This window comes from Pontibacter sp. LHS2 (assembly GCF_058932845.1).
In genome coordinates, this window is sequence record NZ_JBZYWG010000003.1 from 670399 (window position 1) to 693176 (window position 22778).

Sequence of the window (22778 nt, forward strand, 5' to 3'; positions counted from 1 at the left end):
GGTATACCTGTACTTATCCTTTCGCCAGTTTCTTGCGCTCCTTTTCGTAGGCTTTGCCCAGATGCTTCAGCTTCTTATCACCTTGGGTATAAGTGGCTGCCATTACTTTGGCCGTTTCGGTTTGGCCGCTGGTTACGTCTTTTATAGCTAACTGTATACCTAGCTGCTGCTGTGTTTTCTTGGTCTTACCCTTAGCATAGCCGCTATTGAGTAAGCTGGTGAGTAGCTGCAGCGCTGCTTTCTCTTGCCGGATGCTCGTAAAATGGTCTACCACAGTTGCGGTGAAGGCCAGCTTGCTTTGCTCACGGGCAAAATTGTACAGCGAAATATGATCCAGCCCAAATCGCGCGATTGACTTGCTCAGGTAGTGCTGTTCTGCATCATTGTATCGCTGTAAAGCATCCGTATAGCGTCCTGTTGCTACCATGCGGTTTGCCTCTTCGAGCATGCGCTGGTAGGCAACAGCACCGGCAATAGTGGCACGCCCGTCCTCTGCGGTAAAGGTAGCGATGGTGCAAGTTGCTTTCGCACCTGCTGCCTTTAGAGCAGCCTGGTAGGCCTGGTCGGCGGCGATGAATTTCTTTTCACTCACCAGTGCCTTCGCATTCTGGTAGTGGCGGTCATAGTCAGCCTGCACGTTCAGACACTCCTGTGTAAAGATACGGTCGCGTAGTTCAATGTACTTGGACTGCACCTCGCTGTCACGCTCCAGGGCATAGCGGCTGCGCATGGTCTCAGCCGCGCTGGCTGTCGCTCTTGCATCAGCCAATCGGTTGTTCATCGCCAGTGCATACCCCTCTGAGAGCTGGCTCAACAATACTGGCTTGGCCGCCTGCTGCAGCAAATTATTGAGTTCACGCACAGGCTGGAAGGTATAGCTCTGCTCCAGCGCCAAGGCCGACTCAAACTGTTCCAGTGCAAAGCGATGGTCTTTTGACTTCATCGCCTGCCGTCCTTTGTCGATGTGCTGCACATAATACTGGTACTTCACTTGCCCCTGCAATTCGGCGGCCTCCGTTGCGTCATGCAGCAGGTAGTCGTACTGGCGCTGGAAGGTATAGGCTTCGTCCGCCATCTGATCGGCCTGCGCCAGATCGCCTCTGCTCAAAAAGCGCTTACCCTCTTCTACCATGCTGCGGTAATAGCCATAAACGGCACGGCCTTCGCCATCATTCAGGGCAGGCATGTTGCAACGCAAGCCTCCCAGGGTACTGCATAGATCACGTGCATCAGCGTAGGCAGCTACAGCACTTCGGTAGTCGCCGCGGCCGTTGTGAGCATGCCCCTCTGCCATAAAGGAACTGTAGATATCGTGCGCTAAACCCAAAGCCATCTGCTGGGTTTCAGGGTCCACACGCATTTGAGTGAGAATGTCACGAGTACGGCCGGCCGCTTCGTGCACGTTGCCACTCATAAAGTCCAGACGAGCCAGTTGCAGGTGTGCAGGTGCAAAGCGTGGGTTCACCTCCAACGACTTGACAAAGTAAGTGCTGGCAGCCGCCAGGTTATTACGAGCCATCAGGCTGATACCTCTGTTATAAAACTGCTGGTCGAGCGTAGCCAAGGTATAGTTCACCGCCTTACGACGCTCTTTCAGCAATTGGTCCAGTTGGTTCGACTTGGCGGTATAGCGCTGCGGGTCGTATTGGTTCAGGCTTAACTTGTCAGAGAAGCGTTTGCCCTGCAACTTTTGCAGCATTTCTTCCATATCGCGCAGGCGCTGATCCTGCTGCCTGATCCGGTCCACATCATCGTGCTTGATCAGCACCACATCCTGCAGCATCTTGTTCAGGGTGGCATCGGCTGCATAATAGTCTTGAATCAGGCTTATTCTTTCCTCTACCTCGCTGACATCAGCCTGGGTATACGCAAGCTCCAAACCTTCTACTTTTAAGGTATAGCCCTGGCTGTTGGCAGTATCAGGTACCATTGTTTCCAGCGCCACGATGCCATTCGGCTTTAAACTAAGAGCAGGCAAGCTGTAGCGCTTTACTTCTTTCTGTTGGCTGTTTAGCAAACGGACCGTCATCTTGACTTGCTCCGGCAAAAGCACACTGCCCAGATCAAAGCCGCGGTAATGCACATCGCCACTCACGCCTACTTGCTGCAGCTGCACCTTAACCTGCAATTGATCACCGGCTTTGGCAATGCGGGCCTGCTGTTCCAGACGGACTACAAACTCTGGCTTGCGACTTGGTCGTCCGCCGCTTTTATTGCCTGTTGCACCGCCTTCAGTCAGTAGTTGTATAATCTTATTACTGTTTGTCTGGCTGCTGTTGCCAGACACTTCCTGCTTGATCAGAAAGGAAACAGGTATCGTTTCATTAAACACAAGCCGGCTTTGCGCCTGTACCGCCGCAGCTGCTGTGATTATCCAGATCAGAAGTAGAGCTCTTTTCATAGTCGTATTGTTTTAGCCTGCTTTGGCCATGTCAAAATCTATTCCACTTTTCCAATAGACCCCGAAAGTATAGAAAAAAGGGTATATAAGTGATGTACAGAGGTATAATTTCCGTGAAGAACAATCGCTATAGGAATTGCGAGGCATTGGCTCGATTATTTTTTAATTTGCGACCCTAATCCGTTTGTTATGTACCCATACCGACACCTCTTTGACTTCACGCGCGAGATATTCCTGAACATAGGCTGCTCCCTCGAAGATGCCCAGTTAGCCACTCAGGTATTATTAGAGGCTGACCTGCGCGGCGTAGACTCCCACGGCGTGGCCCGACTGAGCGGCTATATCCGCCTTTGGGAAGCCGGCCGCATCAACCCAAAACCTGCGATTTCTATTGTGCACGAAACGCCCAGCACCGCAACAGTGGACGGCGACGCCGGACTTGGCCTGGTGGTAGCGCCACGTGCTATGGAAATTGCCATGAAGAAGGCAGAGAATGTAGGTTCAGGTTGGGTATCGGTGCGCAATTCAAACCACTTCGGTATAGCGGGCTATCATGCTATGCAGGCCCTGCAGCGCGATATGATAGGTATGGCCATGACAAACGCCAGTCCGCTGGTGGCCCCTACGCACTCGACACAACGCATGCTGGGCACCAACCCGATTGCAGTAGCTGTGCCAGCCAACGAGCAGCCTCCTTTTGTAGCCGACCTGGCCACCACTACTGCCGCCAATGGCAAGCTGGAGATCCTGCAGCGCAAGCAAAAACAAACGCCAAGCGGTTGGGTACAGACGGCCACTGGATTGGGCTCTACCAACCCTTTTGAAGTACAGGCTGGCGGTGCACTGTTACCATTAGGTAGTACCAAAAACCGTGGTAGTCACAAAGGCTATGCGCTCGGCTCTATTGTCGATATTTTCTCGGGTGTGCTGTCGGGTGCCAATTATGGCCCGTGGGTACCGCCTTTTGTAAGTTTCCTGGCTCCTCCTGCCGACCCGGTTGGCCAAGGTATAGGACACTTCTTCGGCGCCATGCGCATCGACGCCTTCCGACCTGCTGACGAGTTTAAGTACCACATGGACAACTGGATCAATGCTTTCCGTAATGCCCATGTCAAACGTGGCGAGAAAGCCGTGCTTATACCGGGCGACCCGGAGCGCATCATGACAGCCAGACGTCTACAGAAGGGCATACCGCTCCTCCCTCCTGTTGAAAAGGACCTGGCAGAAGTAGGCAAGAAGTTCGGCGTAAAATTCTAAGCCATGGCGACGGACAAAGGTATAGCCCTGTTTCGACTATTAGGCTTGGGCTCCACACGGCGCAGCATTCTGATGCTGGTGTTGTCCTGGATTCTGAATGTAGCCTGGCTCGGATTCAACTACTTTTGGCGGCTCGTGCCAGAGTCAGTACTAATTGCTATACCTGTACTCCTGTTATTATATGGACTGTTTGCCCTGATCGCCTACATATACTGGGGCGTCAAAGGCGTGCGCGAACAGGACGAACCGTATGCCAGTGTCATGGTTGGGGCGATCGTTGCCATCACGCTGCTATACCTGAACTATACCTTACTCGATTCGTTGCTTTCGCTTAGCAGATCATAAAAAGAGAAGAGCTGGCCATTACGGTCAGCTCTTCTCTTTTTCAGGTATAGGTAACAGGTATAGCCTATTCTATTTTTTTGCCTGCCATGGCCTGCTTAATGGAGATTTGCATCACACGCTCGGCAAACGGGCTTGTTTGCTCTTCTAGCGTATCCACTGCTTTCAATATCTGATCTTTGTCGCCGCTTGGCAGCACGTCGCGCAGCTTTTGCAAGTTTTCCTGCGTCAGCTTGATTTCTTCTTCAGTCAGGTGCTGGCTGTTCTTCTCCAGGAAGCGCTCCACCTGATACAGCATCTGCTCAGCCGTGGTGCGGGCTTCGATCACCATACGCGCCGATACATCCTCCCGTGCATGCGTGATAGAGTCCATCAGCATCTGCTCTACCTGAGAATCTGTCAGGCCGTACTGTGGCTTCACTTCCACCTCCTGGCGCACACCTGAACGCAACTCAATCGCTTCCACTTTCAGGATGCCATCGGCGTTCAGAATAAAGTTTACATCTACTTTCGGGAAACCTGCTGGCATGGCCGGTATACCTTTCAGGTCGAACTCAGCCAGCTTGCGGTTTTCCTTCACCAGGTCACGTTCCCCCTGGTAAACCGAGATTTTCATGTTCACCTGTCCATCGATAGAAGTCGTGTACTGGCGTCCGGCTTTAGTCGGGATCTTGGAATTGCGCGGGATGATCGAGTCCATCAATCCGCCCATGGTCTCTATACCTAGCGTGAGCGGCGTAACGTCCAACAGCAAAATGTCTTTGCGGTTACCCGATAGGATATCAGCCTGAATGGCAGCGCCCAAGGCAACTACTTCATCCGGATTGAGTGTGTTATTCGCAGGCTTTCCGAAAAACTCAGAAACGGCCTCATACACTAATGGCACCCGGGTAGAGCCACCCACCATGATCACGGCATCAATTTGCTCCGGCTTTAGCTTGGCATCAGCCATAGCCTGTCGGCAGCTATCAATGGTCTTGGCCACGATTGGGGCAATCAACTCTTCAAACTTGTGTCGGGTAATGCCGCACTCTATCGTACCATTTACCTTGCTGGTATAGATCTGCTGCTGGCTCAGTGCCTTTTTGGCCTCCTCAGCTTTCAGGCGTAGCTCCTGCTGCAGGTTTTTGTCCTCGTTCAGCGTATCTGCTACCAATTGGTTTTCCTGAATCCAGTAGTTGATGATGGCACGATCCAGGTCATCGCCACCCAGGTAGGTGTCGCCATGTGTGGAAAGCACTTCAAATATACCCTGGTGGATACTCAGAATAGAGATATCGAAAGTACCCCCGCCCAGGTCGTATACCGCTATTGTTTTTTCTTCTGAAGGATCTATACCTATACCGTAGGCAAGCGAAGCTGCCGTCGGCTCGTTCACGATGCGCAGCACTTCCAGCCCTGCCAGTTTGCCCGCATCACGTGTAGCCTGACGCTGGGAGTCGTTGAAGTAAGCTGGCACTGTGATCACTGCTCTGTTCACAGGCGTTTTTAAAGCATGTTCGGCACGCTCGCGCAGCTCTTTAAGTATTTCTGCCGACAACTCAATAGGCGAGTAGAATCTATCTCCTACCCTGATTTTCACCAGTCCCTCGCTGTCATCGTCAATGATCTTGTACCCGAAGTAGTCTTTGTGCTCGCCCAAGTCCTTGTAAGACTTGCCTAACAATCGCTTTACTGAGTAAATGGTGTTGGCCGGATCAGTGGTCAGGTACTCTTTCGCCTCGTTGCCCACAATCGTTTCACCGTTTTTAGTGAAGTGAACCACAGAAGGCACAATGGTACCGCGACCCAGGTCGTTTATTGCTACCGGCTTTTTGGTTTCAGGATGTATGTAGGCTACCAGGCTGTTGGTAGTCCCCAGATCTATACCTACGATCACCTCTTCCTGCTGAAGGGCTCCCGTAGAAAGGTTTATCGCAACTTTTGCCATGTTTTTATATGTTGGTGAGGCCGCCCTACTCTTGGCAGCGCTTTATGCAAAGTTACGAAAAAATAAGGGGCCGTGTGGGGGTGGGCATGCTTTATACCTACGAGCCCCGGCTTACACCTTTATCATAGCCAACGAAACAGGACATGGGTCCTGTGTAACGTCTTTGCTTACCAGCCAGCAGACTCTAATGACATGGAGGGCTATAAATGCAGAAAGCTGTTCGTTAAAACAGCTTTCTGCACATCCATTTTCGGACCTATACCTTATTTCTCTTTCTTCGGCACAACGATAAACACATCCTCGCCCGGACGCTTCATCAGATACTTCTCCCTGGCAAATTTCTCAAGCAGCTCCGGATTCCCCATCAACTCCTCACGATCTTGCTGTACCTCCGCCATTTTCTCCAGGTAATATTCTTTATCCAGTTCTTTATCGCGCAGTTCCCTGCTCATGCGGTACTGCGTGATAAAGTCATTTGAATCAAAAAATAACATCCAAACCAAAAACAGCATACCTGTTATGAAATAGAAACTGCGAACAAACTTAGGTATACGATTGAGCATATATAGAAAACTATAGATATTATTCTGAGGGCTTTACACAAAAATAAGGCTGTGAGTCATAAACCCACAGCCTTATGCCTAAAATATTTTTCAGAGGTTACTTAGAACTTCTTACCAGGATAGTAAGCCACTTCACCAAGCTCTTCCTCAATGCGAAGCAACTGGTTATACTTGGCCATACGGTCAGAGCGGGAAGCCGAACCTGTCTTGATCTGACCAGTGTTCAATGCCACAGCCAGGTCAGCGATCGTGTTGTCTTCTGTTTCGCCTGAACGGTGTGACATAACACTCTTATACCCGTGGCGCAGGCCCAGGTTAATGGCGTTGATTGTCTCCGTCAGTGTTCCGATCTGGTTCACTTTGATCAGGATAGAGTTAGCCACACCCTGGTCTATACCTTGCTGCAGACGCTTTACGTTTGTCACAAACAAATCGTCGCCTACCAACTGTACCTTGTTGCCGATGGATTCAGTCAGCTCTTTCCAGCCTTTCCAGTCGTCTTCATCCATACCGTCTTCAATAGAAGCGATCGGATACTTCTCTGTCCATTCTTTCCAGTAGCTTACCATTTCAGAAGAAGTCAGCTTATCGCCTGTAGACTTCTTGAAGGTATAGAGACCAGTAGACTTATCATAGAACTCAGAACTGGCAGCATCCATGGCAATCATCATATCATCGCCTGGCTTGTAACCAGCTGCCTCGATTGCTTGAAGCACTACTTCGATTGCCTCTACATTGGAAGCGATATTCGGTGCAAATCCGCCTTCGTCACCTACGTTTGTCGAAAGGCCTTTTTTCTTCAGCACGTTCTTCAGGTGATGGAACACTTCAGAACCCATACGAAGCGCCTCAGAGAAAGAAGGAGCACCAACCGGCATGATCATGAACTCCTGGAAATCGATCGCATTGTCAGCATGACTGCCACCGTTCAGGATGTTCATCATCGGTACAGGCAGGGTATTGGCATTAACACCACCTACGTAGCGATACAATGGCATACCTAGTTCCTGCGCAGCAGCACGGGCAATGGCAAGCGATACGCCAAGTATTGCATTGGCTCCCAGATTGGCTTTGTTCTCAGAACCATCCAGCTCGATCATGATCTTGTCAAGCAGATTCTGCTCGAACACCGGAAATCCGACAAGCTCTTCAGCTATTTTCTCGTTTACATTTTGAACGGCCTGCAGCACACCTTTGCCCATGTACTTGCCTTTGTCACCGTCACGAAGTTCTACCGCCTCGTGCACACCTGTAGAAGCGCCAGAAGGAACAGCAGCACGACCTAACACGCCGCTCTCTGTGAACACATCTACTTCTACTGTTGGGTTGCCTCTTGAGTCAAAGATCTGGCGGGCTTTAATATCTGTAATTAAGCTCATCGGTTTGTTTTTTATATAGTTTTACTTGTTTTGCTCTAGCAGCGTAATAAAGTCATCGAATAGGTAAACAGAATCATGCGGCCCTGGTGAGGACTCCGGGTGATACTGTACCGAGAATGCTGGCTTAGACTTCATGCGTATACCTTCCACGGTATTATCGTTCAGGTTGATATGCGTCACTTCTACGTCCGGGTGGTTCTTCAGTTGCTCCGAATCCACAACAAAGCCGTGGTTCTGAGACGTGATCTCGCTCAATCCAGTAAGCAGGTTCTTAACTGGGTGATTCAGTCCTCTATGGCCGTTGTGCATCTTGTAGGTAGCAATTCCATTTGCCTGTGCCAGCATCTGGTGTCCCATGCAGATACCAAACATTGGTCTGTTCTTGTCCAGTATTTGCTTTACGCTATTGATCGCAATGGTTGTAGCAGCCGGGTCTCCAGGGCCATTTGAAATGAAGTAACCGTCTGGATTCCACTTTTCCATTTCCTCAAATGGCGTATCGTAAGGGAATACCTTCACCTCACAGCCACGCGCCACCAGATTATTAAGGCTGTTACGCTTCACACCAAGGTCCAGTACAGCAACTCTATACTTTACTACTTCAGGTTTCATGTCGTATACCTGTGGCGTGCTAACATGCGACGATAGCTCAAGTCCTGCCATAGAAGGAACTTCGGCTAAACGTTTCTTAAGCTCTATCACATCAGATGTCTCAGATGATATGATACCGTTCATAGCCCCTTTGTCACGAATGTGACGCACTAGAGCACGCGTATCAATTTCACAGATACCAACGATACCTGCTTTTTCAAAATAATCCTGCAGAGAACTCTCAGCACGCTTACGGGAAAAGAAGTGCGAGAACTCTTTACAAACTAAGCCATTGATCTGCACTTTATCCGATTCAACCTCCTCAGACTGTACACCATAGTTGCCAATATGCGAAAAAGTAGTGACAACTAACTGACCATAATAAGAAGGATCCGTGAAGATTTCCTGATAGCCAGTCATGCCTGTATTAAAGCATAGCTCACCACCTGTTGTACCGATGCGGCCCAGGCTTTTGCCTGTGAAAACGGTACCATCTTGTAATAAAAGAATAGCTTCGGAAGTTGTGTGTTTCTTCATTTTAATAATTTAATACAAAAATAAAAAAGGGACACGACTTCCGTCATGTCCCTTTGTAATATTTCACAAATGAAGCTTATTCAGCATCTTTTGTTTCATCTTTAGCGCCCTCTGCTTCTGGAGTAGCTGGAGCTGAAGCCTCTGTAGACTCAGCACCTTTTTTCTTAGAAGAAGAACGACGACGAGTTTTCTTAGCACCACCGGCAGTACCAGTTGTAGACAACATATCCTCGTTGTAGTCAACAAGCTCGATCACACACATTTCTGCGTTGTCACCTAGTCTGTAACCAGTTTTAAGGATACGAGTGTAACCACCCGGTCTGTTAGCGATCTTAACAGATACTTCGTCGAACAACTCTTTCACAGACTCTTTGTCTTGCAGGTAAGCAAATACAGTTCTTCTAGAGTGAGTTGTGTCGTTTTTAGACTTTGTCAGTAGAGGCTCCACATACTTACGTAATGCTTTTGCTTTGGCTACTGTAGTAGAAAGACGCTTGTGCAGGATAAGCGAAGCTGCCATGTTAGACAACATTGCCTTACGGTGCGAAGCGGTTCTTCCTAAGTGATTGATTTTTTTACCGTGTCTCATTATTTTGAATTGTGCACGTGCATACCGTCGATCGACCCACCCGGGGATCGGGAATTATGCCGTAGGATTATTAATCTTCTTCTAATTTATACTTAGAAAGGTCCATGCCAAAAGTCAGGCCTTTCTCTTGCACCAGATTCTCAAGCTCTGTCAAAGACTTCTTACCGAAGTTACGGAACTTCATCATGTCAGAGATGTCAAGCTGTACAAGGTCACCAAGCGTTTTGATGTCGGCAGCCTTAAGACAGTTGTAAGCTCTAACTGAAAGATCCATATCCTGAAGTGAAGTCTTCAGTACTTTGCGCATGTGCAGCAGTTCTTCATCTACAGCTTCCTCCTCTTCAGGCTTAGCTGTTTCGAAAGTCATGGTGTTGTCAGAGAAGAGCATGAAGTGCTGGATCAAAATATTGGCAGCACCTTTAAGAGCATCTTCTGGATGAATAGAACCATCAGTCTGTATGTCAAGCACTAGCTTTTCATAGTCAGTCTTCTGCTCAACACGTGTATTTTCTACACTGAACTTAACATTCTTGATAGGCGTGAAGATAGCATCAATTGGAATCAGACCGAAAACCTGATCAGCAGGCTTATTCTCTTCAGCAGGTACGTAACCACGACCTTTCTGAACAGTAAGCTCAACTTCCAAAGTCATGTTCTTATCCAGGTTGCAAATCACTAACTCAGGGTTTAACACCTCGAAGCTAGTTGAGAATTTGCTGATATCACCAGCTTCAAACTTATCCTGACCTGAGATAGATACTGTGATCTTGTCATCAATGACTTCGCTTATTTTCTTAAAGCGAACCATTTTAAGGTTCAGGATAATATCAGAAACATCTTCTACAACGCCTTCAACAGACGAGAACTCGTGCAGTACACCAGGTATGCGAACGCTAGTTATTGCATAACCTTCCAAAGAAGAAAGCAAAATTCTTCGCAAAGCATTACCGATGGTTACTCCGTAACCTTTTTCAAGCGGCTTGAATTCAAATAATCCATGAAAGTCGTCGGCTTTTTCCATTACAACTTTCTCTGGCATTTGAAATGCTAATATTGACATACTTGCAGTGTTAAAGGTTAAAAATTGATTAAGCGGCTTACTTAGAGTAAAGCTCGACGATCAGCTGCTCCTGAATTTTCTCAGGGATCTGGTCACGCTGTGGCGCAGACACAAATTTACCAACCATCTCAGCTGCATCCCACTCTAACCAGCTGAAAGCACGTGCATTACGTACAGTCAAGCTAGTTGTAATTGCCTCAAGAGACTTAGACTTCTCTCTAACGGCTACCGTATCACCAACTTTTAAGCTATATGATGGAATGTTAACGATTTCGCCGTTAACAGTGATATGCTTGTGCAGAACCAACTGACGAGCAGCTCTTCTTGTTGGAGCTACACCAAGTCTGTAAACTGTGTTGTCAAGTCTAGACTCAAGAAGGATCAACAAGTTTTCACCTGTGATACCGCCTTTACGAGCAGCCTTTTCAAACAGGTTAGCAAACTGCTTCTCCAGCATACCATAGATATATTTTGCTTTCTGTTTCTCCGCTAGCTGAACTGCATATTCAGACTGCTTCTTACGACGACCACGGCCGTGCTGTCCTGGAGGATAGCTTTTCTTTTTTAGTGCTTTGCTTGGGCCAAAAATCTCCTCGTTGAATTTTCTAGAGATTTTACTTTTAGGACCAGTATATCTTGCCATTGTATTTAATCTAATTAACTAATTAAACTCTTCTGCGTTTAGGAGGACGACATCCGTTGTGAGGAAGTGGCGTAACATCTTTAATCGTTGTTACTTCGATGCCAGTGTTCTGTACAGTACGGATGGCGGACTCTCTACCTGCACCAGGGCCTTTTACAAATACTTCAGCTTTACGCATGCCAAGGTCATAAGCAACCTTTGCGCAATCTGCAGCAGCCATTTGTGCAGCGTAAGGAGTGTTCTTTTTAGAACCTTTAAAACCCATTTTACCAGCAGAAGCCCAAGAGATAACTTGTCCTGCGTTATTGGTTACTGAGATAATGATATTGTTGAAAGAAGCTTTGATGTGTACCTGGCCTGTTGATTCAACAACTACAACACGCTTCTTAGCTTTGTCTTTTCTTTTCTGAGCCATGATCAAAAATTATTTAGAAGCTTTCTTCTTGTTTGCTACTGTCTTACGCTTACCTTTTCTTGTGCGCGAGTTATTCTTCGTGCGCTGACCTCGTACAGGTAGACCCTTACGGTGTCTCAAACCACGGTAGCAGCCAATATCAAGAAGACGCTTGATATGTAATTGCACTTCTGATCTCAACACACCTTCTGTCTTGATCTCAGCTGCGATCACATTTCTGATCTCATTAGCTTCATCTTCGGTCCAGTCTTTCACCTTTTTGTCAAGATCCACCCCGGCTTTGTTTAGGATTTGTACAGAGAGATTACGACCAATACCATAAATGTACGTCAAAGAGATCTCCCCTCTTTTGTTGTCCGGAATATCAACTCCTGCTATTCTTGCCATAATTAATAATTATCCTTGTCTTTGTTTATATCTTGGATTTTTTTTGTTGATCACATAAAGCTTCCCCTTTCGGCGGATCACTTTACATTCAGCACTTCTCTTTTTTACTGATGCTTTGACTTTCATTGTAGTTATTTATATCGATAAACAATTCTTCCTTTAGTTAAATCATAAGGAGACATCTCCAATTTAACTCGGTCACCTGGTAGAATCTTAATGTAGTTCATTCTCATTTTACCTGAGATATGAGCGATCACCTGATGACCATTTTCCAACTCTACCCGGAACATTGCATTTGATAATGCTTCTATGATAGTACCGTCTTGCTCGATAGAGGACTGCTTCGCCATTTATTGTTGTTTAGCTTTATCTATATAATCAAAAGTTGTTAATACTTCTGCTTTATCTTTTCTTATTACCACTGTATGCTCAAAATGAGCGGATGGTTTATTGTCTCTTGTACGAATCGTCCAGCCGTCCTCTTCTTGGATTATGTACCTTGTGCCTAGGTTAACCATCGGCTCTATTGCTAATACAAGGCCGTTCTGAAGCTTTAGTCCTTGACCACGTTTACCGTAATTAGGGACTTCAGGAGCCTCGTGTAGGTTACGACCAATTCCATGTCCAACAAGCTCACGAACTACACCATACTTAGAGGCTTCTGCATGTGTCTGAATAGCATGACTAATATCTCCAAGTCTATTCCCAACAACCGCATGTTGAATACCCTTAAACAAGGACTCTTTAGTAACCTCTAATAAATGGGCAATTTCGTCTGATATGTTTCCTACACCATGGGTGTAGGCACAATCACTATGAAACCCGTTATGATAGACTCCACAGTCAACAGAAATCACGTCTCCATCGTTCAAAACGTAATTGCTCGGCATCCCGTGAACTACAGTTGAGTTTACCGAGATACAGAGGCTAAAAGGAAACCCATTATAGTTTTTAAAAGATGGGACAGCGCCATGATCTTTAATAAACTCTTCAGCTCTTTTATCTAAGGTAAGGGTGGATACCCCTTCATTTATAAGAAGAGCTATTTCGCCATGTGCTTTACTTAATATTAAAGCACTCTGGCGAATTAGCTCTATCTCTTCTTCAGTCTTGTAAAAAACCATTTATTAGGATACCATGGCAATATTCTCTGTTCTGCCTCTCAGCTTACCAGATTTCATCATGCCATCATAATGACGCATTAGTAAATAACTTTCTATCTGCTGCAATGTATCAAGCACAACACCAACCATAATGATAAGAGAAGTACCGCCATAGAATTGAGCAAACTCTCTTGTAACTCCAAACAACATAGCAATAGCAGGGAAGATTGCTACAAGTGCCAAATAAATAGCTCCAGGTAGAGTAATCTTAGTCAGAATATTATCAATGTATTCTGATGTTGAACGTCCAGGTTTAACACCCGGCACAAAACCACCACTGCGTTTCAGATCATCCGCTATCTGATTCGGGTTAACTGTAATAGCCGTATAGAAGTAAGTAAATATCAGGATCATTAATCCGAATACTACATTATACTGCCAGGATGTGAAGTCAGAAAATGTAGCACCAATGTAACCAGCTGTCTCATTAGAATCTGCCCAGATTGAAGCAATCATAGAAGGCAGGAACATAAGTGATTGAGCAAAAATAATTGGCATTACACCAGCAGCATTTACCTTGAGAGGTATAAATTGGCGCTGGCCACTATAGAGTGAACTACCACCTACTTGTTTAGCATACTGCACTGGGATTCTTCTGACAGCCTGGGTAAGCATTACAACAGACATTACTACAAAGAACAGTACTATTAGTTCAAAGATAAACAGTAAAGCACCGTTCAGTTCTTTTGATAAAGCCTCTGCAACAATTGCACCCGGGAATCGGGAGATAATACCGATCATAATCAACATCGATATACCATTGCCAATACCTTTATCTGTTATTCTTTCACCAAGCCACATACAGAATATGGTACCTGATGTCAATACAATCATTGAACTGATTGTAAAGAGGGTAGTATTTATTACAATTGCTTCACTATTGATTGTAGCTACAAAGCCAACGGCTTGGGCAAGCGTAATAATGATGGTAAGAACTCGGGTGATTTGGTTGATTTTCTTTCTACCAGATTCACCCTCCTTCTGCATTTTCTGGAAATATGGGACGGCTATTGTAAGTAGCTGTAATACGATAGAAGCTGAAATATATGGCATGATACCCAACGCAAAGATGGATGCATTGCTAAATGCTCCACCTAAGAACGTATCCAACAAACCGAATATTCCATCCGTGTTGGCCTTGAGCTGGTTAGGATCTATACCAGGAAGAACAACATAAGAACCTAATCTAAAAATAGCTATAAAACCTAAGGTATTGAGTATTCGTACCCTTAGATCATCAATAGCAAAAATGTTCTTGATTGTTGTTATAAACTTCTTCATAAAAATTAAAGGGCTACTGTTTTACCGCCTGCTTTTTCGATGGATGAAATGGCAGTCTGAGAAAAAGCATGAGCATGTATTTCTACAGCTTTAGTAATCTCTCCTCTACCTAAGATCTTAACTTTGTCATTCTTGGACACTAAACCGTGTGCCTTGAAGAAATCAAAGTTAAACACTTTTTCATTAGTTTCTGCAGCCAATGACTCCAGAACATCTAAATTTATTCCTTTATACTCTACTCTGTTGAAGTTTTTGAAACCAAACTTAGGAACACGTCTCTGAAGTGGCATCTGGCCACCTTCGAAACCAGACTTCTGAGAGTAACCTGAACGAGACTTAGCACCTTTGTGACCTCTTGTAGAAGTTCCACCTCTACCTGAGCCAGTTCCTCTGCCTATTCTCTTTCTAGTCTTAGTAGACCCTTCTGCAGGTTTTAATGAATTCAAATACATATTAAATGTCCTTTACTTCTACTAAATTGTGAACCTTGTTAATCATACCAGCAATCTGAGGTGTTTTTTCAACAGTTACTGATTTATTGATCTTACCAAGACCTAAAGCTTGAATTGTAAGCTTCTGGTTTTTCGGTCTGTCAATAATGCTTTTAACCTGTGTGATTGTTACTTTAGCCATCTCAATTAACCGTTAAATACTTTCTGCAAATTAACACCACGCTGCTGTGCTACGGCCAAAGGATCACGCATTTTTGAAAGTGCGTCGAATGTTGCTTTAACCACGTTATGCGGGTTAGAAGAACCTTTAGACTTACAAAGTACGTCTTTAATGCCAGCACTTTCAAGCACTGCACGCATCGCACCACCAGCAATTACACCTGTACCAGGAGCTGCAGGTTTAACAAGCACAAAACCGCCTGAGTACTTTCCTTCCATTGCATGAGGAACAGTGTGATGATAAAGTGGAACCTTCACCAGGTTCTTTTTAGCATCATCGATACCTTTAGCAATAGCATCAGTTACTTCATTTGCTTTACCAAGGCCGTATCCAACTACACCATTACCATCACCTACTACGACGATGGCAGCGAAGCTAAATCTTCTACCACCTTTTACAACTTTGGCTACACGATTGATCGCAACTACTTTTTCTTTAAGTTCGATCTCGCTAGCCTTTACACTACGAATATTATTTTTCAACATAATTCTTAGAATTTAAGGCCTGCCTCGCGAGCGCCTTCAGCCAATGATTTTACGTTACCATGGTAAAGGTATCCAGAACGGTCAAACACAACCTGTGAGATACCCATCTCGATAGCTTTAGCTCCTATTTCTTTGCCAACTTGGTTAGACACTGAAATATTAGCATTTGATACACCATCAAGCTTCACAGAAGAGGCAGCTGCCAAAGTTTTTCCTGTAGTGTCATCGATCAACTGCGCATAGATAGCTTTATTGCTTCTAAAAACAGATAATCTTGGTCTGGCAGAAGTACCAGAAATCTTGTTTCTGATACTTCTTTTAATTCTAAGTCTTCTTGATACTTTATTAACAGACATGATGATGATTATTTAGACGCTGTCTTACCAGCTTTTCTTCTTACAACTTCACCTACAAAACGGATACCTTTACCTTTGTAAGGCTCTACTTTGCGCAGTGATCTGATTTTAGCAGCTACCTGACCAATTAATTGCTTGTCATTGCTTTCAAGCGTGATTACTGGTGCTTTACCTTTTTCAGTAACAGCTGTTGCTGTTACTTCTTCAGGCATGGTCATGAATATATTATGTGAGTATCCAAGAGCTAGCTCAAGTATGTTACCCTGCACAGTAGCTTTGTAACCTACACCTACAAGTTCTAACTGCTCCTTATAACCTTCACTTACTCCAATAACCATGTTATTAATCAGTGAGCGGTAAAGACCATGCATCGCTTTGTGACGCTTTTGCTCAGTAGGACGTTCAACCACAATCTGGTTTTCCTCCTGCTTTACAATCATGTCTTTATCTACCGGAGTAGTTAGCGTACCCTTAGGACCTTTTACAGTAACAACGTTATCCTTTGCAACGGCAATTTCAACGTTATTTGGCAGAGTGATTGGCAATTTTCCTATACGTGACATTGTCTATCCTCCTATTAGTAAACGTAACACAATACTTCACCACCAACATTCAGTGATTTAGCTTCCTTTTCAGTCATTACACCTTTGGAAGTTGACAGTATAGCTACACCCAGGCCATTCAAAACGCGGGGTAGGTTGTCATTTCCGGCATACTTACGAAGCCCTGGCTTACTAACCCTCTCAAGTTTCACAATAGCAGATTGCTTAGTGGTTGGGTTATATTTCAGAGCGATCTTAATTGTACCTTGTACTGAAGCATCATCAAATTTGTAGCTTTGAATATAGCCTTTTTCGTACAGTACTTTTGTAATCTCTTTTTTGATATTGCTAGATGGTATTTCAACTACTCTGTGGTTCGCCTTGATGGCATTACGCACTCTAGTTAAATAATCTGCTATTGGATCTGAGTTCATTATGAATCACTTAAATCTTGAACGCTTTTTCTAAGCGAGCGGCAAAGATAAGAATATCTTTTCGTCTTTCTTAATATGTTAAGAAAAAATTACCAGCTCGATTTTGTTACACCAGGAATTTTACCCATAACAGCCAGTTCTCTGAATACTACACGTGAGATACCGAATTTTCTCATGTAACCACGTGGTCTTCCAGACAGCTTGCAACGGTTATGTAACCTTACTGGAGATGAATTCTTAGGAAGCTTATCAAGTCCTTCGTAATCTCCTTTAGCTTTCAGTTCAGCACGCTTCGCAGCGTACTTTGCTACTAACTTCTGTCTTTTAAGCTCTCTTGCTTTTACTGCTTCTTTAGCCATTTTTCTTATTTCTTAATATTAGTGAAAGGCATACCAAACGCTTTAAGCAATTCGTAGCTCTCCTCATCAGTTTGAGCAGTAGTTACGAAGGTAATATCCATACCACTAATGGCTTTAACTTTGTCAATGCTGATTTCAGGGAAGATGATCTGCTCTTTCACACCTAGTGTGTAGTTACCGCGGCCATCAAAGCCTTTATCGTTCACGCCTCTAAAGTCACGTACACGTGGAAGCGCAATAGTTAAAAGACGGTCCATGAACTCGTACATACGCTCACCTCTGAGTGTAACACGAGCACCAATAGGCATGCCTTCACGAAGCTTGAAGTTAGAAACTGACTTCTTAGCAATCGTTGCAACAGCTTTCTGACCAGAAATAGTCGTAAGCTCTTCTACACCGATATCAACCAGTTTCTTATCTGCAACAGCTGCACCGATACCTTTATTGATAGAGATCTTAGTGATCTTAGGCACCTGCATTACGTTCTTGTACTGGAACTTCTCTTTCAGGGCAGGTATTACCTCCTTCTGATATTTTTCTTTAAATCTTGCAGTTGCCATATTAGATTACTTCTCCTGATTTTTTAGAATAACGCTCTGTTTTACCTTCGCTGTTTTTTCTTCTACCAACTTTGATGGTTTCCCCTGAATTAGGATCAACGATCGCTACGTTGCTAGCATGAATAGGAGCTTCCATTTTAGAGATACCACCTTGAGGGTTTTTAGCGCTAGGCTTTGAATGCTTAGTCACCATGTTAATACCCTCTACAGTTACTCTTTGCTTCTCAATATTAACAGCTGTAATGCGGCCTGTTTTTCCGCGGTCGTCACCGGCAATCACCTTAACTGTATCGCCAGTCTTTACGTGAAGTTTTTTCTTATTCATCTTGATGTCTGAATTAATGATTAAAGAACTTCAGGTGCCAACGAAACAATTTTCATGAATTGCTTTTCACGCAACTCACGTGCAACCGGTCCGAAGATACGTGTACCACGTGGCTCGTTGTTAGCATTCAGAAGTACAGCGGCGTTATCGTCGAAACGAATATAAGAACCGTCTTTTCTTCTGATCTCTTTCTTTGTTCTTACAATAACTGCTTTAGAAACAGTTCCCTTTTTTACGTTTCCAGAAGAAAGGGCTGATTTCACAGTTACAACGATTCTATCACCGATAGAAGCATATTTCTTGCCTGTACCACCTAGAACGCGGATGCAAAGAACTTCTTTAGCTCCACTGTTGTCGGCTACGTTCAATCTTGATTCCTGCTGTATCATGTTATTTCGCCCTTTCTATAATTTCTACTAAACGCCAGTTTTTATTCTTGCTTAGAGGACGTGTCTCCTGAATGCGCACGGTATCACCGATGTTACATTCGTTGTTCTCGTCATGAGCCATGAATTTGGTGGACTTGCTAACGAATTTACCATACATCGGGTGCTTCATTCTGCTTTCCACTAACACAGTGATAGACTTGTCCATCTTGTTGCTAACAACCTTACCACTTCTTTCTTTTCTAAGATTTCTCTCTTCCATGATTTCTATTAAGTATTAAGAGTTAGCTTCAATTTCACGGCGACGGATCTCAGTATTCAGACGAGCAATTGCTTTCTTCGTCTCACGGATTTTCATCGGATTTTCCAACGGAGAAATAGCATGTGCAAAACGAAGGTTCTGCATTGTTGTTTGCTCCGTATTAAGCTTCTCTTTCAGCTCTTCTAAAGACAAAGCTTTAATCTCTGAATTTTTCATATACTATTTCTCAACGTAATCTCTACGTACTACAAACTTTGTTTTAACTGGCAACTTCTGGGCAGCTAATCTCAGTGACTCTTTCGCCACTTCCATTGGTACACCGTCTGATTCGAACATGATGGTACCTGGTTTAACTACGGCTACCCAATATTCAGGAGAACCTTTACCCTTACCCATACGAACCTCTGCAGGCTTCTTCGTAACTGGTTTGTCAGGGAAAATGCGAATCCATACTTGACCTTCACGTTTCATCGCTCTAGTCATAGCGATACGAGCTGCTTCAATCTGACGGCTTGTAATCCATGAAGCCTCCAGTGATTTGATCGCAAAAGAACCAAATGAAATAGTACTGCCTCTATGAGCCAGACCTTTCACACGGCCTTTTTGCATTTTTCTATATTTAGTCCTTTTCGGCTGTAACATTTTCTAAAACTTAATAATGTTATCAATCAATTATTGGCGACGCTTACGCTTAGGAGCACCGTCAGTTTTCTTACGATCACCGCGACCTCTTCTTTCGCCACCCTGTGCACCTGATCCACCTTTGGTATCCATGTCTGCATTCGGAGTAAGGTCTTTTTTACCGTAAACCTCACCTTTGAAGATCCATACTTTGATACCAAGCTTTCCATATACAGTCTGAGCTTCAGACAATGCATAATCGATATCAGCACGAAGAGTATGCAGAGGAGTTCTGCCTTCTTTGTAGTGCTCCGTTCTTGCCATTTCAGCACCGCCTAGACGACCTGAAACCTGAACTTTGATACCTTCAGCACCAACACGTAGCGCAGAAGCAATAGCTTGCTTCATAGCACGACGGAAAGAGATACGGGCCTGCAACTGCTGCGCGATAGACTCACCTACCAGCTTTGCATCAAGCTCTGGACGCTTAATCTCAAAAATGTTGATCTGAACATCTTTGTTAGTAAGCTTCTTAAGCTCTTCCTTGATCTTATCTACTTCCTGACCGCCTTTACCGATTACTACACCAGGTCTGGCTGTGTTGATAGTGATAGTGATGCGCTTAAGGGTTCTTTCAATAATAATTTTAGAAATACCACCTTTAGGAATACGCGCTAAAATATATTTTCTGATTTTCTCGTCTTCAACCAGTTTCTCAGCGAAATCTTTGCCACCATACCAGTTAGAATCCCAACCTTTGATAACTCCTAGGCGAAAACCGATCGGATTTACTTTCTGTCCCATGTTCTTACTTATTGGCTTTTTTAGATTTCTTTGATTGCTGTTTCTCTAGTTGCTCTTCAGTCATGCTGTCAATCACAAGAGTTACATGATTAGATCTTTTTCTGATTCTGTAACCGCGACCCTGTGGAGCAGGACGCAGACGCTTCAGCATTTTACCTTCATCAACAAAGATCTCTTTGATATAAAGATTGGCATCTTCTATGCGAGCATCTTCATTCTTTTGCTGCCAGTTAGAAAGAGCTGATAATAAAAGCTTTTCAATTCTTTCGGCACCTGAGTTAGCTTCGAATTTCAATAAGCCGAGTGCTTTATTTACGCTTTTGCCGCGCACCAGACCTGCTACTAATCGCATTTTGCGAGGAGAAGTAGGTACGTTTTTAAGTCTTGCTACTGCTTCCATTTTATCGCTTGCCTTTATCTTTTTTAGCAATATGACCTCTAAAGTTTCTGGTTGGGGCAAACTCACCAAGTTTGTGACCTACCATGTTCTCGGTTACATAAACTGGAATAAATTTATTTCCGTTATGTACTGCGAATGTGTGACCTACGAAATCCGGAGAAATCATTGATCTACGTGACCAAGTCTTGATAACAGTCTTTTTACCAGACTCGTTCATCACGTCTACTTTCTTCTCGAGCCTATAGTCAATATAAGGCCCTTTTTTTAATGATCTAGCCATTTACTATTTCTTTCCTCTATTAACTATAAGTTTCTCTGAATGCTTTTTCTTGCTGCGTGTCTTAAGACCTTTAGCTAGCAAGCCTTTGCGTGAACGTGGGTGACCGCCTGAGGACTTACCTTCACCACCACCCATAGGGTGATCGACAGGGTTCATAGCAACACCACGTACTCTTGGACGCTTACCTAACCATCTGTTACGACCAGCTTTACCGATCTTCACGTTCATATGGTCAGAGTTAGAAACTGTTCCTACAGTTGCATAGCAGTTTACAAGCACCATGCGAAGTTCACCAGACGGCAACTTGATAGTTGCATAGCGACCTTCTCTTGCAACCAGCTGAGCATAAGAACCTGCGCTTCTGGCAAGTGTTGCACCTTGGCCCGGCTGCAATTCGATGTTGTGAATAATTGTACCTAGAGGAATATCAGATAAAGGAAGGCAGTTGCCTACTTCTGGAGCATTACCTGGTCCAGAGATTATCTCTGTACCAACCTGTATTCCAGACGGAGCAATGATATAGCTCTTCTCACCGTCCGCATAAAATAGTAATGCGATACGAGCGGTTCTGTTTGGGTCGTACTCGATTGTTTTAACCGTAGCTGGCACACCGTGCTTAGTACGCTTAAAGTCAATTACTCGGTACTTCTGCTTATGACCACCGCCCATATAGCGCATGGTCATTTTACCTGAGTTGTTGCGTCCACCAGATTTTTTACTCGGTGCCAACAAAGATTTCTCTGGAGTAGCTGTCGTGATCTCTTCGAACGCTGGCGCTACACGGAATCTTTGACCTGGTGTTGTTGGTCTTAACTTCTTTAAAGCCATTGTTATTTAATTATATGCTGCTGTAAAAGTCGATTACTTCGCCCTCTTTCAAGGTAACGATTGCCTTTTTCTTAGAAGCTGTACGGCCTGATACAGCGCCAGACTTAGTGTATTTGCTTTTCACTTTACCTTGCGTTTTCATGGTGGCTACTTTCTCAACAGTAACACCATAAAGCTTCTCAACTGCCTTCTTGATTTCTACTTTGTTGGCTTTGATGTTTACCTCGAAAGCATACTTTCCAACCTCGTTCATGGCAGCGAATTTTTCCGTCAGAAGCGGTTTTTTCAGAATCATAATATTATGCGCTTAGGAGGTTTTCAATAATGTTTACAGAGTCTTCAACCAGCAATACACGGTCTGTATTCAACAGATCATATGTATTCAAATCGCTAGCAGTAGAAATCTTTATTTTATTCAGGTTTCTTCCAGAAAGAACGACATTCTTATCAACCGCAGGAAGTACCAGTAATGTCTTACCCTCCACCTTTAGGTTGCTTAGCATGTTTATGAATTCTTTTGTCTTAGGAGCCTCAAATGTAAATGACTCAACAAGAGAAACTTTATTATCCTTAGCCAATAAGGAAAGAGCCGAAACACGTGCTACTTCTTTAAGCTTTTTGTTCAGTTTAAAGCTGTAGTTTCTTGGTCTAGGACCAAATACTCTACCACCACCTACAAAAAGAGGAGCTTTCAAGCTACCTGCACGAGCTCCACCAGTTCCTTTTTGCTTTTTGATCTTCTTTGTTGATCCAGCTACTTCGTTTCTTTCTTTGGACTTGTGCGTACCCTGTCTTTGATTTGCCAGGTACTGCTTCACGTCAAGATACATCGCATGCTCGTTTGGTGTAGCACCAAACACAGCATCAGAAAGTGTCACCTTTCTACCTGTATCCTCACCTTTGATATTCAATACAGAAAGCTCCAT

General features: G+C 44.4%; 35 protein-coding genes. 2 read left to right on the forward strand and 33 right to left on the reverse strand.

The annotated features are described in order from the left end of the window. Window positions 1–13: 13 nt before the first annotated feature. Window positions 14–2401, reverse strand: coding sequence for a hypothetical protein (locus AC5FX6_RS16200; RefSeq protein ID WP_493598024.1), 2388 nt, complete (start codon window positions 2399–2401; stop codon window positions 14–16). A gap of 189 nt (window positions 2402–2590) precedes the next feature. On the opposite strand from AC5FX6_RS16200, the gene AC5FX6_RS16205 reads away from it, so the two are divergent. Together AC5FX6_RS16205 and AC5FX6_RS16210 are read left to right on the forward strand one after the other, a co-directional pair. Beyond that, entirely contained in the window at window positions 2591–3658 is a 1068-nt protein-coding gene (locus AC5FX6_RS16205; RefSeq protein WP_493598025.1) for an Ldh family oxidoreductase, read from the forward strand. Window positions 3659–3661: 3 nt separating this feature from the next. Further along, window positions 3662–4003, forward strand: coding sequence for a hypothetical protein (locus AC5FX6_RS16210; protein WP_493598026.1), 342 nt, complete (start codon window positions 3662–3664; stop codon window positions 4001–4003). A 64-nt stretch (window positions 4004–4067) separates the two neighbouring features. Here AC5FX6_RS16210 and hscA read toward each other — a convergent pair whose 3' ends face one another. The 32 genes from hscA to rplD all read right to left on the reverse strand — a co-directional run bounded on the left by hscA (window position 4068) and on the right by rplD (window position 22778). After that, the gene (gene hscA / locus AC5FX6_RS16215; protein WP_493598027.1) at window positions 4068–5930 is read right to left on the reverse strand and encodes a Fe-S protein assembly chaperone HscA; all 1863 of its coding nucleotides are present in this window, start codon (window positions 5928–5930) and stop codon (window positions 4068–4070) included. A 263-nt stretch (window positions 5931–6193) separates the two neighbouring features. Next, window positions 6194–6493: an FtsB family cell division protein gene (locus tag AC5FX6_RS16220; protein ID WP_493598028.1), complete on the reverse strand. Its 300-nt coding sequence runs from the start codon at window positions 6491–6493 to the stop codon at window positions 6194–6196. 101 nt (window positions 6494–6594) lie between these two features. Continuing rightward, the gene (gene eno, locus AC5FX6_RS16225; RefSeq protein ID WP_493598029.1) at window positions 6595–7872 is read right to left on the reverse strand and encodes a phosphopyruvate hydratase; all 1278 of its coding nucleotides are present in this window, start codon (window positions 7870–7872) and stop codon (window positions 6595–6597) included. A gap of 21 nt (window positions 7873–7893) precedes the next feature. Then, window positions 7894–9000: a glutamine-hydrolyzing carbamoyl-phosphate synthase small subunit gene (gene carA / locus AC5FX6_RS16230; RefSeq protein ID WP_493598030.1), complete on the reverse strand. Its 1107-nt coding sequence runs from the start codon at window positions 8998–9000 to the stop codon at window positions 7894–7896. Window positions 9001–9076: 76 nt separating this feature from the next. After that, entirely contained in the window at window positions 9077–9589 is a 513-nt protein-coding gene (gene rplQ / locus AC5FX6_RS16235) for a 50S ribosomal protein L17 (protein WP_493598031.1), read from the reverse strand. 70 nt (window positions 9590–9659) lie between these two features. Continuing rightward, on the reverse strand, window positions 9660–10649 hold the full coding sequence (locus AC5FX6_RS16240) for a DNA-directed RNA polymerase subunit alpha (protein WP_493598032.1): 990 nt from the start codon (window positions 10647–10649) through the stop codon (window positions 9660–9662). 37 nt (window positions 10650–10686) lie between these two features. Continuing rightward, window positions 10687–11292 carry a 30S ribosomal protein S4 gene (rpsD, locus tag AC5FX6_RS16245; protein WP_493598033.1) on the reverse strand — a complete coding sequence of 202 codons (606 nt, stop codon included), beginning with the start codon at window positions 11290–11292 and terminating at the stop codon, window positions 10687–10689. A gap of 22 nt (window positions 11293–11314) precedes the next feature. Next, the gene (gene rpsK, locus AC5FX6_RS16250; RefSeq protein WP_007654262.1) at window positions 11315–11707 is read right to left on the reverse strand and encodes a 30S ribosomal protein S11; all 393 of its coding nucleotides are present in this window, start codon (window positions 11705–11707) and stop codon (window positions 11315–11317) included. A 9-nt stretch (window positions 11708–11716) separates the two neighbouring features. Next, complete coding sequence (rpsM, locus tag AC5FX6_RS16255; protein WP_007654263.1) at window positions 11717–12094, reverse strand: 30S ribosomal protein S13; 378 nt, start codon at window positions 12092–12094, stop codon at window positions 11717–11719. Between the two features lie 9 nt (window positions 12095–12103). Continuing rightward, the gene (gene rpmJ / locus AC5FX6_RS16260) at window positions 12104–12220 is read right to left on the reverse strand and encodes a 50S ribosomal protein L36 (protein WP_007654264.1); all 117 of its coding nucleotides are present in this window, start codon (window positions 12218–12220) and stop codon (window positions 12104–12106) included. A 5-nt stretch (window positions 12221–12225) separates the two neighbouring features. Further along, complete coding sequence (gene infA / locus AC5FX6_RS16265; RefSeq protein WP_007654265.1) at window positions 12226–12444, reverse strand: translation initiation factor IF-1; 219 nt, start codon at window positions 12442–12444, stop codon at window positions 12226–12228. Beyond that, window positions 12445–13218, reverse strand: a complete 774-nt coding sequence (gene map / locus AC5FX6_RS16270; RefSeq protein ID WP_493598034.1) for a type I methionyl aminopeptidase — start codon at window positions 13216–13218, stop codon at window positions 12445–12447. A 3-nt stretch (window positions 13219–13221) separates the two neighbouring features. Then, window positions 13222–14538, reverse strand: a complete 1317-nt coding sequence (gene secY, locus AC5FX6_RS16275) for a preprotein translocase subunit SecY (RefSeq protein ID WP_493598035.1) — start codon at window positions 14536–14538, stop codon at window positions 13222–13224. A gap of 5 nt (window positions 14539–14543) precedes the next feature. Continuing rightward, on the reverse strand, window positions 14544–14990 hold the full coding sequence (rplO, locus tag AC5FX6_RS16280) for a 50S ribosomal protein L15 (RefSeq protein WP_299705002.1): 447 nt from the start codon (window positions 14988–14990) through the stop codon (window positions 14544–14546). A 1-nt stretch (window position 14991) separates the two neighbouring features. Beyond that, window positions 14992–15171, reverse strand: a complete 180-nt coding sequence (gene rpmD / locus AC5FX6_RS16285; protein ID WP_007654273.1) for a 50S ribosomal protein L30 — start codon at window positions 15169–15171, stop codon at window positions 14992–14994. Window positions 15172–15176: 5 nt separating this feature from the next. After that, on the reverse strand, window positions 15177–15695 hold the full coding sequence (rpsE, locus tag AC5FX6_RS16290) for a 30S ribosomal protein S5 (protein WP_040573757.1): 519 nt from the start codon (window positions 15693–15695) through the stop codon (window positions 15177–15179). 5 nt (window positions 15696–15700) lie between these two features. Then, window positions 15701–16051 carry a 50S ribosomal protein L18 gene (gene rplR / locus AC5FX6_RS16295; RefSeq protein ID WP_493598036.1) on the reverse strand — a complete coding sequence of 117 codons (351 nt, stop codon included), beginning with the start codon at window positions 16049–16051 and terminating at the stop codon, window positions 15701–15703. 8 nt (window positions 16052–16059) lie between these two features. Continuing rightward, window positions 16060–16614, reverse strand: a complete 555-nt coding sequence (gene rplF, locus AC5FX6_RS16300) for a 50S ribosomal protein L6 (RefSeq protein WP_493598037.1) — start codon at window positions 16612–16614, stop codon at window positions 16060–16062. A gap of 14 nt (window positions 16615–16628) precedes the next feature. Continuing rightward, window positions 16629–17027 (reverse strand): 30S ribosomal protein S8, encoded by a 399-nt coding sequence (rpsH, locus tag AC5FX6_RS16305; protein WP_493598038.1) that lies wholly within the window; start codon window positions 17025–17027, stop codon window positions 16629–16631. 89 nt (window positions 17028–17116) lie between these two features. Then, on the reverse strand, window positions 17117–17386 hold the full coding sequence (gene rpsN, locus AC5FX6_RS16310; RefSeq protein ID WP_007654283.1) for a 30S ribosomal protein S14: 270 nt from the start codon (window positions 17384–17386) through the stop codon (window positions 17117–17119). Window positions 17387–17391: 5 nt separating this feature from the next. Then, window positions 17392–17946 carry a 50S ribosomal protein L5 gene (gene rplE / locus AC5FX6_RS16315; RefSeq protein WP_493598039.1) on the reverse strand — a complete coding sequence of 185 codons (555 nt, stop codon included), beginning with the start codon at window positions 17944–17946 and terminating at the stop codon, window positions 17392–17394. Window position 17947: 1 nt separating this feature from the next. After that, window positions 17948–18271 (reverse strand): 50S ribosomal protein L24, encoded by a 324-nt coding sequence (gene rplX / locus AC5FX6_RS16320; RefSeq protein ID WP_493598040.1) that lies wholly within the window; start codon window positions 18269–18271, stop codon window positions 17948–17950. A 20-nt stretch (window positions 18272–18291) separates the two neighbouring features. Next, window positions 18292–18660 (reverse strand): 50S ribosomal protein L14, encoded by a 369-nt coding sequence (gene rplN / locus AC5FX6_RS16325; RefSeq protein ID WP_076420876.1) that lies wholly within the window; start codon window positions 18658–18660, stop codon window positions 18292–18294. 1 nt (window position 18661) lies between these two features. After that, a complete protein-coding gene (gene rpsQ / locus AC5FX6_RS16330) occupies window positions 18662–18919 on the reverse strand; it encodes a 30S ribosomal protein S17 (RefSeq protein ID WP_493598041.1) in 258 nt (85 codons plus the stop codon). Window positions 18920–18934: 15 nt separating this feature from the next. After that, on the reverse strand, window positions 18935–19135 hold the full coding sequence (rpmC, locus tag AC5FX6_RS16335) for a 50S ribosomal protein L29 (RefSeq protein ID WP_007654289.1): 201 nt from the start codon (window positions 19133–19135) through the stop codon (window positions 18935–18937). Between the two features lie 3 nt (window positions 19136–19138). After that, window positions 19139–19561 (reverse strand): 50S ribosomal protein L16, encoded by a 423-nt coding sequence (gene rplP, locus AC5FX6_RS16340; RefSeq protein ID WP_007654290.1) that lies wholly within the window; start codon window positions 19559–19561, stop codon window positions 19139–19141. 30 nt (window positions 19562–19591) lie between these two features. After that, entirely contained in the window at window positions 19592–20344 is a 753-nt protein-coding gene (gene rpsC / locus AC5FX6_RS16345) for a 30S ribosomal protein S3 (RefSeq protein ID WP_493598042.1), read from the reverse strand. Window positions 20345–20348: 4 nt separating this feature from the next. Further along, on the reverse strand, window positions 20349–20744 hold the full coding sequence (rplV, locus tag AC5FX6_RS16350) for a 50S ribosomal protein L22 (RefSeq protein WP_493598043.1): 396 nt from the start codon (window positions 20742–20744) through the stop codon (window positions 20349–20351). Between the two features lies 1 nt (window position 20745). Then, window positions 20746–21024, reverse strand: a complete 279-nt coding sequence (rpsS, locus tag AC5FX6_RS16355) for a 30S ribosomal protein S19 (RefSeq protein ID WP_076420878.1) — start codon at window positions 21022–21024, stop codon at window positions 20746–20748. Between the two features lie 3 nt (window positions 21025–21027). Next, window positions 21028–21852, reverse strand: coding sequence for a 50S ribosomal protein L2 (gene rplB / locus AC5FX6_RS16360; RefSeq protein ID WP_493598044.1), 825 nt, complete (start codon window positions 21850–21852; stop codon window positions 21028–21030). Window positions 21853–21862: 10 nt separating this feature from the next. Further along, window positions 21863–22150: a 50S ribosomal protein L23 gene (gene rplW, locus AC5FX6_RS16365; protein ID WP_493598332.1), complete on the reverse strand. Its 288-nt coding sequence runs from the start codon at window positions 22148–22150 to the stop codon at window positions 21863–21865. 1 nt (window position 22151) lies between these two features. Continuing rightward, the gene (rplD, locus tag AC5FX6_RS16370) at window positions 22152–22778 is read right to left on the reverse strand and encodes a 50S ribosomal protein L4 (RefSeq protein ID WP_493598045.1); all 627 of its coding nucleotides are present in this window, start codon (window positions 22776–22778) and stop codon (window positions 22152–22154) included.

What these genes read in the sequence shown, in the direction of transcription:
- rplN (WP_076420876.1), bottom strand. Translation starts at nt 18,660, where the DNA reads ATGATACAGCAGGAATCAAGATTGAACGTAGCCGACAACAGTGGAGCT.
- rplV (WP_493598043.1), bottom strand. Translation starts at nt 20,744, where the DNA reads ATGGAAGCAGTAGCAAGACTTAAAAACGTACCTACTTCTCCTCGCAAA.
- rpmC (WP_007654289.1), bottom strand. Translation starts at nt 19,135, where the DNA reads ATGAAAAATTCAGAGATTAAAGCTTTGTCTTTAGAAGAGCTGAAAGAG.
- rpsN (WP_007654283.1), bottom strand. Translation starts at nt 17,386, where the DNA reads ATGGCTAAAGAAGCAGTAAAAGCAAGAGAGCTTAAAAGACAGAAGTTA.
- map (WP_493598034.1), bottom strand. Translation starts at nt 13,218, where the DNA reads ATGGTTTTTTACAAGACTGAAGAAGAGATAGAGCTAATTCGCCAGAGT.
- rpsE (WP_040573757.1), bottom strand. Translation starts at nt 15,695, where the DNA reads ATGTTGAAAAATAATATTCGTAGTGTAAAGGCTAGCGAGATCGAACTT.
- AC5FX6_RS16210 (WP_493598026.1), top strand. Translation starts at nt 3,662, where the DNA reads ATGGCGACGGACAAAGGTATAGCCCTGTTTCGACTATTAGGCTTGGGC.
- rplO (WP_299705002.1), bottom strand. Translation starts at nt 14,990, where the DNA reads ATGTATTTGAATTCATTAAAACCTGCAGAAGGGTCTACTAAGACTAGA.
- hscA (WP_493598027.1), bottom strand. Translation starts at nt 5,930, where the DNA reads ATGGCAAAAGTTGCGATAAACCTTTCTACGGGAGCCCTTCAGCAGGAA.
- rpsD (WP_493598033.1), bottom strand. Translation starts at nt 11,292, where the DNA reads ATGGCAAGATATACTGGTCCTAAAAGTAAAATCTCTAGAAAATTCAAC.
- rpsS (WP_076420878.1), bottom strand. Translation starts at nt 21,024, where the DNA reads ATGGCTAGATCATTAAAAAAAGGGCCTTATATTGACTATAGGCTCGAG.
- rplD (WP_493598045.1), bottom strand. Translation starts at nt 22,778, where the DNA reads ATGGAGCTTTCTGTATTGAATATCAAAGGTGAGGATACAGGTAGAAAG.
- secY (WP_493598035.1), bottom strand. Translation starts at nt 14,538, where the DNA reads ATGAAGAAGTTTATAACAACAATCAAGAACATTTTTGCTATTGATGAT.
- rplX (WP_493598040.1), bottom strand. Translation starts at nt 18,271, where the DNA reads ATGAATAAGAAAAAACTTCACGTAAAGACTGGCGATACAGTTAAGGTG.
- AC5FX6_RS16205 (WP_493598025.1), top strand. Translation starts at nt 2,591, where the DNA reads ATGTACCCATACCGACACCTCTTTGACTTCACGCGCGAGATATTCCTG.
- rplQ (WP_493598031.1), bottom strand. Translation starts at nt 9,589, where the DNA reads ATGAGACACGGTAAAAAAATCAATCACTTAGGAAGAACCGCTTCGCAC.
- eno (WP_493598029.1), bottom strand. Translation starts at nt 7,872, where the DNA reads ATGAGCTTAATTACAGATATTAAAGCCCGCCAGATCTTTGACTCAAGA.
- AC5FX6_RS16200 (WP_493598024.1), bottom strand. Translation starts at nt 2,401, where the DNA reads ATGAAAAGAGCTCTACTTCTGATCTGGATAATCACAGCAGCTGCGGCG.
- rplP (WP_007654290.1), bottom strand. Translation starts at nt 19,561, where the DNA reads ATGTTACAGCCGAAAAGGACTAAATATAGAAAAATGCAAAAAGGCCGT.
- rplE (WP_493598039.1), bottom strand. Translation starts at nt 17,946, where the DNA reads ATGGCAACTGCAAGATTTAAAGAAAAATATCAGAAGGAGGTAATACCT.
- carA (WP_493598030.1), bottom strand. Translation starts at nt 9,000, where the DNA reads ATGAAGAAACACACAACTTCCGAAGCTATTCTTTTATTACAAGATGGT.
- rpsH (WP_493598038.1), bottom strand. Translation starts at nt 17,027, where the DNA reads ATGAACTCAGATCCAATAGCAGATTATTTAACTAGAGTGCGTAATGCC.
- rpsM (WP_007654263.1), bottom strand. Translation starts at nt 12,094, where the DNA reads ATGGCAAGAATAGCAGGAGTTGATATTCCGGACAACAAAAGAGGGGAG.
- rplR (WP_493598036.1), bottom strand. Translation starts at nt 16,051, where the DNA reads ATGTCTGTTAATAAAGTATCAAGAAGACTTAGAATTAAAAGAAGTATC.
- rplF (WP_493598037.1), bottom strand. Translation starts at nt 16,614, where the DNA reads ATGTCACGTATAGGAAAATTGCCAATCACTCTGCCAAATAACGTTGAA.
- AC5FX6_RS16240 (WP_493598032.1), bottom strand. Translation starts at nt 10,649, where the DNA reads ATGTCAATATTAGCATTTCAAATGCCAGAGAAAGTTGTAATGGAAAAA.
- rpsQ (WP_493598041.1), bottom strand. Translation starts at nt 18,919, where the DNA reads ATGGAAGAGAGAAATCTTAGAAAAGAAAGAAGTGGTAAGGTTGTTAGC.
- AC5FX6_RS16220 (WP_493598028.1), bottom strand. Translation starts at nt 6,493, where the DNA reads ATGCTCAATCGTATACCTAAGTTTGTTCGCAGTTTCTATTTCATAACA.
- rpmD (WP_007654273.1), bottom strand. Translation starts at nt 15,171, where the DNA reads ATGGCTAAAGTAACAATCACACAGGTTAAAAGCATTATTGACAGACCG.
- rpsK (WP_007654262.1), bottom strand. Translation starts at nt 11,707, where the DNA reads ATGGCTCAGAAAAGAAAAGACAAAGCTAAGAAGCGTGTTGTAGTTGTT.
- rpsC (WP_493598042.1), bottom strand. Translation starts at nt 20,344, where the DNA reads ATGGGACAGAAAGTAAATCCGATCGGTTTTCGCCTAGGAGTTATCAAA.
- rpmJ (WP_007654264.1), bottom strand. Translation starts at nt 12,220, where the DNA reads ATGAAAGTCAAAGCATCAGTAAAAAAGAGAAGTGCTGAATGTAAAGTG.
- infA (WP_007654265.1), bottom strand. Translation starts at nt 12,444, where the DNA reads ATGGCGAAGCAGTCCTCTATCGAGCAAGACGGTACTATCATAGAAGCA.
- rplB (WP_493598044.1), bottom strand. Translation starts at nt 21,852, where the DNA reads ATGGCTTTAAAGAAGTTAAGACCAACAACACCAGGTCAAAGATTCCGT.